At 42.3% G+C, this 13,120-nt stretch carries 12 protein-coding genes; 1 reads left to right on the top strand and 11 read right to left on the bottom strand.

The window, feature by feature from the left end:
• Positions 1-8: 8 nt before the first annotated feature.
• Together QFZ78_RS10020 and mntR are read right to left on the bottom strand one after the other, a co-directional pair.
• Entirely contained in the window at positions 9-971 is a 963-nt protein-coding gene (locus tag QFZ78_RS10020) for a patatin-like phospholipase family protein (RefSeq protein ID WP_307547094.1), read from the bottom strand.
• Positions 972-1,083: 112 nt separating this feature from the next.
• Positions 1,084-1,509, bottom strand: coding sequence for a transcriptional regulator MntR (gene mntR, locus QFZ78_RS10025; protein WP_029197173.1), 426 nt, complete (start codon positions 1,507-1,509; stop codon positions 1,084-1,086).
• 163 nt (positions 1,510-1,672) lie between these two features.
• Here mntR and splB point away from each other — a divergent pair, with 163 nt between their 5' ends.
• Positions 1,673-2,734, top strand: a complete 1,062-nt coding sequence (gene splB, locus QFZ78_RS10030; protein ID WP_307547095.1) for a spore photoproduct lyase — start codon at positions 1,673-1,675, stop codon at positions 2,732-2,734.
• Here splB and QFZ78_RS10035 read toward each other — a convergent pair whose 3' ends face one another.
• The 9 genes from QFZ78_RS10035 to QFZ78_RS10075 all read right to left on the bottom strand — a co-directional run bounded on the left by QFZ78_RS10035 (position 2,735) and on the right by QFZ78_RS10075 (position 13,105).
• Positions 2,735-3,448, bottom strand: coding sequence for a cytochrome c biogenesis CcdA family protein (locus QFZ78_RS10035; protein WP_057306439.1), 714 nt, complete (start codon positions 3,446-3,448; stop codon positions 2,735-2,737).
• A gap of 1 nt (position 3,449) precedes the next feature.
• Complete coding sequence (locus QFZ78_RS10040) at positions 3,450-4,250, bottom strand: metal ABC transporter permease (protein ID WP_307547096.1); 801 nt, start codon at positions 4,248-4,250, stop codon at positions 3,450-3,452.
• A 53-nt stretch (positions 4,251-4,303) separates the two neighbouring features.
• Complete coding sequence (locus QFZ78_RS10045; protein WP_307547097.1) at positions 4,304-5,083, bottom strand: metal ABC transporter ATP-binding protein; 780 nt, start codon at positions 5,081-5,083, stop codon at positions 4,304-4,306.
• Positions 5,084-5,125: 42 nt separating this feature from the next.
• A complete protein-coding gene (locus QFZ78_RS10050) occupies positions 5,126-6,049 on the bottom strand; it encodes a metal ABC transporter substrate-binding protein (protein WP_307547098.1) in 924 nt (307 codons plus the stop codon).
• Positions 6,050-6,210: 161 nt separating this feature from the next.
• Entirely contained in the window at positions 6,211-6,603 is a 393-nt protein-coding gene (locus tag QFZ78_RS10055) for a hypothetical protein (protein ID WP_307547100.1), read from the bottom strand.
• 121 nt (positions 6,604-6,724) lie between these two features.
• Positions 6,725-8,722 (bottom strand): methionine--tRNA ligase, encoded by a 1,998-nt coding sequence (gene metG, locus QFZ78_RS10060; protein WP_307555606.1) that lies wholly within the window; start codon positions 8,720-8,722, stop codon positions 6,725-6,727.
• 367 nt (positions 8,723-9,089) lie between these two features.
• Positions 9,090-9,389: a membrane protein insertion efficiency factor YidD gene (gene yidD, locus QFZ78_RS10065; RefSeq protein ID WP_307555608.1), complete on the bottom strand. Its 300-nt coding sequence runs from the start codon at positions 9,387-9,389 to the stop codon at positions 9,090-9,092.
• A 41-nt stretch (positions 9,390-9,430) separates the two neighbouring features.
• Positions 9,431-10,120: an IS1595 family transposase gene (locus tag QFZ78_RS10070; protein WP_307547102.1), complete on the bottom strand. Its 690-nt coding sequence runs from the start codon at positions 10,118-10,120 to the stop codon at positions 9,431-9,433.
• A gap of 957 nt (positions 10,121-11,077) precedes the next feature.
• The gene (locus QFZ78_RS10075; RefSeq protein ID WP_307547104.1) at positions 11,078-13,105 is read right to left on the bottom strand and encodes a beta-galactosidase; all 2,028 of its coding nucleotides are present in this window, start codon (positions 13,103-13,105) and stop codon (positions 11,078-11,080) included.
• Positions 13,106-13,120: the final 15 nt, after the last annotated feature.

Below are 13,120 nucleotides of genomic sequence, written 5' to 3' on the forward strand. Positions count from 1 at the left end.
ACTAAGCGTTATTGGCGTCGCAATACTAACTTTTCGTAATTCTGCTCATATGTTTCAGCGGACCAATTGTTGAAGTAATCATTGGAAGCTTTAAATCCTGAGTCGTATAAAGACATACTAAGCTCCTTCGATAAATCAAACTGTGTATTTCCCACACCTAACGTAGGGATTTTGACCGTACGGAACCGGTTCTTTTGCTCAATATAACGCTCATCATGAGCGCTTAGCATTGTTCCAAATAACGCTTCCAACATCGTTATCGGTCCTTTAATTTTATGTCTGGGCATATCGCTTTTACCGACCAATTGGAAACCAATAACAGGTATGATATCCTCACGATCCGTTTCTTGGTCGAAGACCCAAAGTGGATAGTTGCTTAACAAGCCACCATCTACAATATAATAAAATTGCTCTGCGAAAGGCGCTGCCTTTGCAGAGCTTTTTAATTTGCGCCGAATCATGACAGGATCGAAGAAATAAGGAATGCTTGTGCTCATCCGAACGGCTTTGGCGATAGAAAATTTGCGTGGATCGATCCCATATTGCGCAATATCATCAGGTAATATCAAGAGCTTACCTTGTGTAATATCGGATGCAATAACGCGCAGCTGATTGTGTCTCAAGTCACCAAATGTACAGATTCCTTTGGCTGCCAATTGTTGACTAACCCAATCCTCTAACGCTGCTCCAGAATACAATCCTTTTTTGAGAACCAGCCGCGCGGCTGGACCAATAATTTTAGTATTAAAAATGGGAGATCGCTGCATAAACGATCTGAAAGGTGCTCTCAGGATCATTTCTTTCATGTCTTCTCCTGTATAACCTGCAGCCAAAAGAGCCGCTACAATAGCCCCTGAGCTTGTACCTGCGACTTCATTGAAGACATGCCCCTGCTTCATCGCCGCGCTTACACCACCAGCCAGTGCTATCCCCTTTACGCCTCCGCCTTCAAACACTCCATTGATCTTCAAATCGACACCCCTCCTAGTATATCGACTATAGGGCTTCCATAGTTATGTATGCGGAGGCAGTATGTTTATATACCCAAAAAAAAGACAGAGCACCGCGAATAGCGGTCTCTGCTTAGCTTTCAGCTTCTAATTCTTTACGAACATTCATTAGATCATCCATTCGATTCGGTTCTCTTCGAAAATATTCTAATAACGTTTCAATACAAGTAATGGAATCCCAGCTTAAATGATGCTCAATTCCTTCTACATCCTTATATATATTGTCCTCTTGGACACCAATAGTCGTTAAGAAATTTTCAAGAAGTTGATGACGCTCCACTAAACGCTTCCCCATTTTCTTCCCTTTGGGAGTTAACATGAGTCCGCGATATTTTTCATAGATCAAGTAATTATCTTTATCCAGCTTTTGAATCATTTTAGTTACAGAAGAGGGGTGCACCTCAAGCCCTTCAGCAATGTCGGAGACACGAGCGTAACCTTTCTCGTCGATAAGCTTGTATATTCTCTCCAAATAGTCTTCCATGCTTGGCGTTGCCATTGCTTTATTTCCCCCTGCTTTTCCTTTATTTCCTGCCTGCTGCTTAACTATCATAATGCATCAACCCAGATGCGGTCAAATATCCCATGGTTCATTAAGTTATAGCGTTGGCACACTAATGTACAACAAAGAATCGAGTAAATATTAGTGAAAGGAGCATAGCATGTCTACTAAATTGCTCACCAGACCCGTGCCAAGCTCAGCTGTTTTCGTGCCGGAACTTGTTTATTTTGAACCTGATGCAATGAATTATCCTAAAGGACAACGTATATATGAATGGGCCAAACAACAAGGATTGGACATTCATATGACGACCTCTCATAATCAAATTCGTGATTTGCCAGGTGATTCGGAACTCGATAAGTATCGAATTGCGAAACGTACACTTGTCGTTGGTATTCGAAAAACACTCAAGTTCGAAACTTCCAAACCATCTGCGGAGTATGCAATTCCCATTGCTACAGGCTGCATGGGACATTGCCACTACTGTTATCTCCAAACGACAATGGGAGCAAAGCCTTATTTACGTATCTATGTGAATATGGACGATATCCTAGGTGCCGCTAAACAGTATATCGAGGAGAGAGAACCGGAAATCACCCGCTTTGAAGCCGCTTGTACGTCTGACCCCGTCGGACTGGAGCATATCTCAGGCTCATTAAAGCAATTAATTGAGTTTATGGGGCAGCAGAAGAACGGTCGTCTACGTTTTGTAACCAAATATCATCATGTAGAACCTTTGTTAGATGCCAAACATAACAAACATACCCGGTTTCGTTTTAGTGTGAATGCAGACTATGTCATTAAAAACTTCGAACCTGGGACTTCCAAGTTCCAAGAACGAATCGAAGCCGCAGGAAAAGTAGCCCATGCAGGCTATCCGCTAGGCTTTATTATTGCGCCAATCATTTGGCATGAAGGATGGGAAGAAGGCTATGCTACTTTGCTTGAACGTCTTTATAAAGAACTACCTGTTGAGGCAACAAAAGATTTAACCTTTGAAATGATACAGCATCGTTTCACGAGAACAGCAAAGAATATTATCGAAAAAAGATATCCAAAAACGAAACTAGAAATGGACGAAGAAAAACGAAAGTACAAGTGGGGAAAATATGGAAAAGGGAAATACGTCTACAAAGATGAACAAGCAAACGCACTTAGGGAATTTATCACAGAGCAAATCTTTGCTAAATTCCCTGATGCGAAGATCGAATATTTCACGTAACTAAAACTTTAACCAATCGGGGGTTATGGAGTTTAACCAAAGCGTGATTTGCGTCATTTTGCCTGTATAGAGCAAAACCGCAATGACGATCATCAAGCCCCCTCCTATTTTCATGATCAGGTTTGAATAGCGCAGTATCCATTTCGTAGATCCAATAAAAAAAGATAGTACAAAAAACGGAATCGCAAAGCCTAGGGAATAGGCGGTCGTTAATTGAAACCATGTACCAGGTTCGGTTGTAGCCAGCGCAAGGATGGCGGACAGAATCGGTCCAACACAAGGGGACCACCCTGCTGCAAACCCCATTCCAACAAGAACAGAACCAATATAACCGGCAGGACGAAATTTGATTTGTAATTTACGTTCCTTCATTAACCATTGAGGTTGGAAAATGCCAAGCAGGAACAATCCCATGATGAAAATTAATAATGCGGCTATTTGTCGTAGCAAATCACGATAATCAATAAAAAAATTGCCTAGGAAACCCGCTGTTAAGCCTAACGCATAAAAAATGATCGAAAACCCAACGATAAAACTTAATGTATGAAGCATCGTTTGACGCCGAACTGCGGAAGAAGATTCCCCTGATTTCAATTCACTAACTGAAATTCCCGTTATGTACGATAAGTAAGAAGGATATAATGGCAAACAACAAGGTGAGATAAAGGAAGCAATTCCCGCCCATAAAGCAATCCACAAATTTACAGAATCCATATTAAATCCTCAATCCTCTTTTCAAAATGATCCCGATCAGTATAGCTATGAGAGTAAGTACAACCGTCCCACCCGGAGCAAGATCCCATACACCCGCAACGACAAGTCCAGTAACAACAGCAATTTCAGAAAATAGTATCGCTAAAAAGACCGAGTGCTTAAAGCTCCGAGCGATTAATAAACTGCACGCTACCGGTATCGTTAATAACGAGGAAACTAGCAGTGCGCCGACAATTTTGATAGCGACTGAGATCACAAGAGCGGTTAGCATTGTAATCATCATATTATAATATTTAAGCGGAAGTCCACTTACACTCGCTGCATCTTCATCAAAGAACATAAGAAAGAACTCTTTGAAATGGGCCGCAATTACGCCAACAACGAGTACACAAACACCAAAAACAACCCATAAATCGGTTGAATCCAATGTGTAAATACTGCCGAACAAATAACTCATGACGTTCATATTAAAGCCTTTGCCAATGGTAAAAAGGAGAGTCGCCAGTGCAACCCCGCCTGACATAATAATGGCTATGGAAAGCTCAGCGTAAGTCTTGTAGGCTTTGCGCAAACGTTCAATGGCAAACGATGCAAGCAAAGCGAACACGAGGCCAACACCCAAAGGGTACACGTTAATGAGAAAACCAAGAGCAACACCTGCAATTGAAACATGCGCAAGTGTATCCCCAATCATTGACAACCTTCGAAGGACAAGAAAAACGCCCATTAAAGGCGCTGCAAGCCCAATCAGAATGCCACCAATTAATGCACGTTGAAAAAAGTATTCCGTAAATATGTCCAAAATGCCCGCTCCTAATATAGGGATCTTTGCTCAGAGAACAAAGTCTCTCCTCTTTATTGAACTCCGATCATCTCACGAATCTGGCCGATTGAGTGTGTCAAATTCGTCTCACGGCAATCCTCCGGATCATGGGTATGCTTTACATAAAACTTGATGCCGCCACTTACTTTCTGCGGCTCTGTACCTAGATATGACTGCATCATGTCCATATCATGGGATACCATAATGAAGGTCATATGATGATGCTGGTGCATATGGCGGATCATTCGAAAAAATCCGACCTGCGTTTCAGCATCAATGCCAACCGTCGGCTCATCGAGAATGAGCAGCTCAGGGTTGTTTACGATCGCGCGTGCGAGGAAAGCACGCTGCTGCTGTCCGCCTGAAAGCTGACCGATGCGCCGGTCAGCCAAATCCTCGATGCGCATAGCAAGCATCGCGTCTTCGGCCTTCTGAAGGTCGGCTTTGGTCAACCGGCGATAGACCCGCTTCTTGCTATACATGCCAGATAAAACAATTTCCCTGACTGTAGCTGGGAATAAGGGGTTGAACGCATTTTTTTGAGGAACATAACCGATACGTTCCCAATCTTTGAATTGGCTCAGCGGGCGATCAAACAGCCTGATCTCCCCAACTGTTGGTTTTAACAGACCTACAAGCATTTTAAGCAGTGTGGTTTTCCCTGCACCATTGGAACCAATGACACCCACAAAATCACGTTCAAGAACATCAAAATGAAGCTTCTCTATCACTTTCTTATTATCATAGGAGAATGAAAGGTTATCAATAGATACTATGCTCCGATGGCAAAAGTTTTTACTGTTATTCTCCATCTTCTTACTCCTGACTCAATTAAGAATGGAACTACTCTTACCTTATTGTAAGGCAATTACTAGGTTTTTCAAATTTTCGTCCATGACCGAGATATAATCTTTGCCTGCTTTCATTTGTTCATCCGTTAATCCCTCAATCGGGTTAAGTACCATTGTGTCCACTTTAGCATCTTTCGCTAACGTTTTGGCTAATTTATCTGATACCAGTTCTTCAAAGAAAATATATTTCAAACCATGCTCTTTCAAAAACTCATTCATTTTTTTCAAATCCTGAGCAGTCGGCTCCGCATCCGGTGATAATCCCATTATGGACATTTGTGTCAAACCATAATCCCTACATAAATAAGCAAAAGCTTGATGAGAAACCGCAATTTCTCTCTTCGAAGTTCGAGCAATTTCCTTTTTGTATCGCGCATCCAGATCGGTCAATTTCGCTGCATATTTCGTATAATTCTGCTCAAAAACATCCTTGTGTGCAGGATCCGCTTCAATCAGAGCTATTTTAATATTATTAGCCATTTTCATAGCGTTTAACGGGCTTAACCAAGCATGAGGGTCAAATTCCTCTTTATTTTCCGTCGTTTTTATTAAATCTGCCCCTTTACTAGCCTCAACTACCTTTAAAGTCGAGTCTGCTGACAAACTACCGAGGAAGTCCTCTACCCAACCTTCAAATCCTGCTCCTTGATACACAAAAATCTGGGCTTGGGTCATATTTTTGATATCTCTGCTCTTTGGCGACCAATCATGCGGTTCTACGCCAGCTGGGACCAAATTGATCGCATTCACATACTCCCCGCCAATATTGCGGGTAAATTCATAAAGGGGATAAAAACTGGTCACTACATTGACTTTGCCTTGGACCATCTTAGCTTTCGAACTAGCCGTACTTCCACAACCAGCCATGACAACAGTTAAAATAGCCAACAAGACTATGTAAAGAACTCTCTTATTTCTTACCATCATAATTAACCACCCATTTCTAAATCGTAATAATTTTTATTAACGAATTGATTATACGAGTCCCCTTAATTGAAGTCAATACATCGAAGAGTAAAAACCAAAAAAGCCAGCTGTCGAGTTCACAGCATGGCCCCATCTATAGTAAGTTATTGGTTTCGTGGTGGTTATTTAGATTGACCTCCACCACCTTCTGATTTCGAATTACCTGCCTCTGACCCACCTGAATCCTTTTTACTTTTATCTTCACTTTCCTTTGAATCGGATGGTTTTTCACTTTCCTCTTTTAACTTTTTATAACGTTCTTCTGATTGTTTAATAAGCTTTTTATCCTGATCAATCTTATATTGAATAATCTCATTATACATCTCGTATTGCTTTTTCAACTCTTGATCAATAATACTTTCTTTCCCCTTTGTACTCTGTGTTTTAGATTTCGATTGATCCTTTTTGGCATCATCCTTCTTATTATCCGAGTCGCCACCGAAAATCGTACAAGCCGATACAAGAATGACCATCCCTGTTATACCCATTAATTTCACAAGAAACCGAATGCTCATATGCCTCACTCCGTGGTTAGTTTCCTTTATCATGCCCCACTCACATTAAAAACACCCATACTAACACAAACACCCCACCCCTGAAAAATAAGGGATGAGGTGTTTATTCGTTGAGTTCCTATTATTTCACAATTGCTCCATTAGGCATCGAATCAGGGACTGTAGCAAGTGTCAGCTGGTCGCCATGTGAAGCGGCGAGAATCATCCCTTGTGACAGCTCGCCGCGCAGCTTGACGGGCTTTAAATTCGTGACGCAAATCACTTTGCGTCCAGCAAGCTCTTCGGGCGAGTAAAACTTCGCGATGCCCGAAACAACCTGGCGCTGCTCGTATCCAAGGTCGAGCTGCAGCTTGAGAAGCTTATCGGCGCCTTTTACAGGCTCCGCCGATAACACCTGTGCTACGCGCAGCTCCACTTTGGCGAAATCATCAATCGCGATTTCGTCCTTTGTCTCTGGCGCGGGCTTTGCGTTGGCAGCAGCCGCAGGTGCTGCCGCGGTAGATTCGCCGGCGACAGATGCAGCGCCGCCTCCCATGGCCTCGACGATGTAGGCGACTTCTGCCTCCACATCCAGTCGAGGGAACATAGGCTCTCCCTTCTGCACTTTTGTGCCAGCAGGGAGATGCCCGAAGGTCTGCACGCTCTCCCACGCCGTCAAACGTGGTAGGTCCTCGGCAGCCAAGCCGAGCTGCTGCCAAATCAGTTGCGGCGTCTTGGTCAAAAACGGACGCAACAACACAGATGAAATGCGCTGGGATTCTGCCAGCACATACATCACGGAGCCAAGTATCTCGCGTTTGGCTTCATCCTTCACCATCGACCACGGCTGCGTCTCGTCGATATATTTATTCGTGCGGCTGATAAGTTGCCACACAGCTGAAAGCGCAATGGAAAATTCCATCTTTTCCATCGCTTCCTCGTACTTCGCTACCGTAGAACGAACAGTCTCCAAGAGACTTTCGTCAAATTCGGTAGCCCCCGCAACATAGGCGGGAATCTTGCCGGCAAAGTACTTATCGATCATCACGATCGTACGGTTCAAAAGATTCCCGAGATCATTGGCGAGGTCATGATTGACTCGCTCAACAAAACTTTCCGGCGTAAATGTTCCATCCGCCCCAAAAGGCACTTCGCGCATGAGATAGTAACGCAGCGCATCTAATCCATAACGGTCGATCAACGTAACCGGATCGACAACATTCCCTTTGGACTTTGACATTTTGCCGTCCTTCATGAGCAGCCAGCCGTGCGCAAACACCTTTTTCGGCAAAGGTAAGTCAAGTGCCATCAACATAATCGGCCAATAAATCGTGTGGAATCGGACTATCTCCTTGCTCATTAAATGAACATCCGCAGGCCAATATTTCTTGAAGTTACTTTCATCTTCTGAACCATAGCCCAGCGCAGTAATGTAGTTGGAAAGCGCATCGATCCAGACATAAATGACATGCTTCGGATCCCCTGGAACTTTAATCCCCCAGTCAAACGTCGTTCTGGACACAGCCAAATCCTCAAGACCTGGATTAATGAAGTTATTCAGCATTTCATTTTTACGAGATTCGGGGTGGATGAAATCTGGATTATCCTCATAATACTGCACTAAGCGATCAGCGTACTTGCTCATCCGGAAGAAATAAGTTTGCTCCTTCATTTTCTCCACAGGTCGCCCACAATCTGGACATTTCCCATCTACCAGCTTGCTCTCCGGGAAAAAAGATTCATCGGGAATACAGTACCAGCCCTCATACTCACCTAAATAAATATCCCCTTGATCCAGTAATCTTTGAAAAATCTTACCAACGGCATCTTTATGACGATCTTCGGTTGTTCGAATAAAATCATCATATGAAATATCTAGCTTTGCCCAAAGCTCTTTGATTCCTGAAACAATATGATCTACAAATTGCTGAGGCGTCGTCCCTTTCTCCTGAGCCTTGCGCTCGATCTTCTGACCATGTTCATCGGTACCTGTCAAATACCTGACATCATAGCCGCGCAGTCTCTTGTAACGTGCCATAGCGTCACCGGCTACCGTAGAATAAGCGTGACCAATGTGCAGCTTATCACTCGGGTAATAAATTGGTGTTGTAATGTAAAATGTTTTCGATTCCGTTGACATCATTCGTTCCTCCTAGCAAATAGTAGAAAACACAAAAAACCCTCATCCATCTTGGGACGAGAGTTGAACTCACGCGGTACCACCCAGGTTCCCCCGCCTTTCACAAGCTCGGGGCTCAGTAAGTCGATTACGACTTGCCCATTAACGCTGGGACACGAGGCCAGCTTACTCCCATTTTGCCATTTGCTTCACAAATGAAATCTGGGCAGCTCGAAAGCCTATTCTCCGGGACCATATTCCAAACTTACTCCTATACCGGCTTTCACCTAACCCGGCTCTCTGTTTATAGGCATCCGTCTGTACTTATCCGTTCATCGAAACGATATATACAACTTAAGGCAAATATATCGAAAAAATGAGCTGCCTGTCAAGCAGACTGATCATTATGAGATAAATTTTCCACTCGTGCCGGTACATGATCAATACCACCCGGATGAAAAGGATGGCATTTACAAATTCGTTTCACCGACAACCATGATCCCTTCAACGCACCGTGAACTTCAATTGCTTCTAATGCATATTGCGAACAAGTGGGATAGAATCGGCAAGTAGGCGGTTTCAACGGAGAAATAAACTTCCGGTAGAAATGAATAGGCACCTGTAACGTCTTTTTCAACCGAGCCTCTCCCCCTACTCCATTGTTTTTCAAAACATGCTGCTCATCCATCATGCCTGAAAAAAAGGACAGAGTCAATTCAAGCCTTATTGCTAAGCAGAGAGTTGAAAACATTTAAGAAAAGTAGGATATAAATAGACAGAAATAAACGTCTTGATCCAATTAATAAACGTAAACCCCGATCTATTCTTATTATGCAAATATCCTTGGTGATCTTTAGGCAAAATATTCCGTATCCTCAATTTGGAATTGAGTCTATTTATTTTGGATTCTAAGTATGAGCGCAAATTCAACTCGTTAGGGAAGTTTTGGTTTAAATCGGTTTGAGGCGTTTCTTCATAATATTCCTGATCATTATATATTGGAGCATCAGAGGCTGGTTTTCTTAATTTCTGAAACAAATTAAGCCTATTTTCCTTAATCAAATTTGCATAATGAATTTTCTGAAGCATCAATTGAGCACTTCTATAATTAATTTCAAGGATATGTGATAAAGAACTCGCAGTATACTCTTTGCCTTCTTGCAATAACAGTTGGATGGCACGGAACCAATGAAGTAATGAAAGCTTAGATTTATGCATAATCGTCCCAGCAGTTATGGAGACCTGCATTCTGCATTCCTTGCACTCTAATAATCTTCGTGCGTGAATGTTAAAAGCTTCATGATAATCACAGCGAGGACAACAAAACCCATTAGACCAGCGTATCTTCATTAAGAAATTCTCACATTCTTCTTCTGTAAGAAACGTATGAGATTGCACATCGGTAAATTGTAGTTCCATATCCTCACCCTCTTCATTTTCAAACACTTGTTCTCATTAACATTATACCAAACAAACGTTCCCATGTGAAGTGTTTTTATTAAAAGAACTCTCATTATAAAGTGAGGAATTCTGTTATATCTACACACTCGTGTTTTCAAGCTATATGAGTTAGCTTATATATTTGGTAGAAATGAAATTCTGAGTTATATACAAAAATGCCATTTAAACACATTTTCAAAATTAGAAATATTTCATAGATTAACTTGAAACGAATTTAATATTTGTTGGAGTTTTTGACAATCTTACTTGGTTCGATTAGTTCTTGTTGGTTTAATTCTGTTTAGTATGAAAGCTCTTCGGTGGCAGTTGTTTGGTAAGTCTCGTGGATTTTCTTTCCTAGGCAACATCAAATATTTCAGATAGGTGGAATTACTTTAAATTTGAATTTGTAGTCAGCAATTGTTAGCAGTTATTATTGGTTATTAGTTGTTTAGTATTGGGTATTGGGTATTGGGTATTGGGAATTGGGTATTGGGTATTGGGTGTTAGGTGTTAGGTGTTGGCTGTTGGCTGTTGGCTGTTGGCTGTTGGCTGTTGACTGTTGGCTGTTGGCTGTTGACTGTTGGCTGTTGGCTGTTGGCTGTTGGCTGTTGACTGTTGGCTGTTGGCTGTTGACTTCTAGTTAATTTAAAGTTTCCTCGTTTTCACTCATTGTAGATACCACAGAATATACGTTTTGTTGACAAGTAGTCTGGGACTGACTTTTCCTCACGGTAACTGAAAGTGTCATAACTACTATCAAAATATAATAAAAATTTGTTGATTTACCATTTCAAGGCGATTTTAATAGTATTGATCACGTTCATGACGAGATCGATGTTGCGTTTTACTGCAATATTTGAATTTTTACATAAATGAAAATAACCTCTGTCATGAGACGGAGGTTATTTTCCGAAAACTTATATAAGCATATGATCAATATATTGAAAGAATAAGAACACCTTTTGCAGAAAGTGTAGCGGTATTGGTTACTGGTTGACCTGCTATTAAATCCATTCCCTTTACGGTTCCTAAATCTACGTTAACGGGTTGATCATTGTGATTCAGGATAAACAGGTATGTTTCACTCTCATTGGTTCTTTGTGAAATCTCAACACCAGAAACTGGGGGGATAGGTGCTGTTATTCCTTTTTCTTTGCATAAATTAGCTAGAAACCCCTGCAAAAAGGATGGCTCAGGACTAGTGGCTACATACCAAGCTTGACCTGCCCCGAATTTATTTACGGTTAGTGCTGGCATTCCCTGATAGAAATCGCTGCCATAGACCGCTTTTATCTCGGCTCCTTCAGAATGGATTAAGTCACATAGAAGTCCACATTGGTACTCACCGCTGAGTGCTCCCCATTGTTCATTTAGCACGATTTGGTTGCTTTGATCAGGGAAAAGCGCATCGATTTCTTCTGCCCATATTCCGAGCACCTCGCGCAATTCACCGGGGTAACCGCCAAGTGAGACGATATCGTTCTCATTTACTATTCCGCTAAAGAATGTCGTCAGAAAGGTTCCTCCTGAACGGACGAAGTCCTCCACCCGCTTCGCGTAGCCTTCCTTCACCATGTAAAGTACAGGCGCAATAACGATATCATAGTCTGATAGATCTGTGTCTGTACCTATTAGATCGGCTTGGATATTTTGTTGAAATAGAGCGTCATAATATTTGTGGACTTCATCCACATATTTGAGTGCAACGGTTGGGCCACTGGACAGCTCAATGGCCCAGCGATTCTCCCAATCGAAAACGATGGCGACCCGAGCGTTGATTCTAGTGTCCAGTAGACTGTCGGAGAGTTTTTGCAATTCAGAACCTAACTCCGCGCATTCGCGGAACACTCGTGTATGTTCATGACCAACGTGCTCGATGACAGCTCCGTGATATTTTTCGCATGCACCTACGGATCGTCGAAGCTGGAAAAACATCACGGTATCCGCTCCATGAGCCACAGCCTGATAGCTCCAAAGCTTCATAACACCAGGCCGTTTGAGTGAATTGTAGGGCTGCCAATTTTGTTGGCTTGGGGTTTGTTCCATAAGCATGAATGGCTGTCCTTGCTTCAAGCCGCGCATGAGGTCATGGGTCATCGCAGTCAAACTAATAGGTGTATCTAGGGAAGGATAATTATCCCAAGAGACAACATCTAAATGCTTAGCCCATTTGAAATAGTCCAATTGTTTATAAAGACCCATTAAATTCGTTGTTACGGGTAGGTCAGGTGTGTTTTTTTTGATGGCATTATATTCTAGCTTGTAACACTCTAGCAAACTATCTGACATAAAACGGCGGTAATCGAGTGAAATTCCTTGGAAGTTGGTATTATCCACTCCCCATTCTTCGGAAAGGGCATTTGGTGGAACAATCTCTTCCCATTCATAGAAGGTATGACCCCAGAAACCTGTATTCCACGCTTTATTCAAGGTTTCTAGTGTTGTATATCGCTCTTGGAGCCAATTTCGAAAGCCGTCCGCGCAATGGTCACAGTAACAATATCCTCCGTATTCATTAGAAACATGCCAGATTAGTACTGCTGGGTGTTCCTTGTAATGTTCAGCAAGCTTTTCTGCAATCCGCTCTGAATATTTTCGGTAGGTTGGGCTGTTTGGACAAGAATTATGTCGTCCTCCAAATTTTCGTTTCCGCCCCTCGAAATCAACTCGTAATACATCTGGGTATTTACGTGCCATCCATGCAGGATGAGCTCCTGTACTTGTTGCTAAACATACATAGGTTCCATTCTCATAAAGACGGTCGATAATTTCATCCAGCCATGCAAAATCGTAGGTATCTTCATTAGGCTGTGAGAGCGCCCACGAAAAAACATTTAAGGTCGCAACATCAATCCCTGAAAGATTAAACATCCGTAAATCTTCATTCATAATCTCTTTGTCCCATTGTTCTGGGTTGTAGTCTCCGCCATACCAAATTTTGGGAAGTTTCTTGTTTATCAAGTTCTGCACCTCTTT

The organism is Paenibacillus sp. V4I5 (genome assembly GCF_030817255.1).
Classification (GTDB): domain Bacteria; phylum Bacillota; class Bacilli; order Paenibacillales; family NBRC-103111; genus Paenibacillus_E.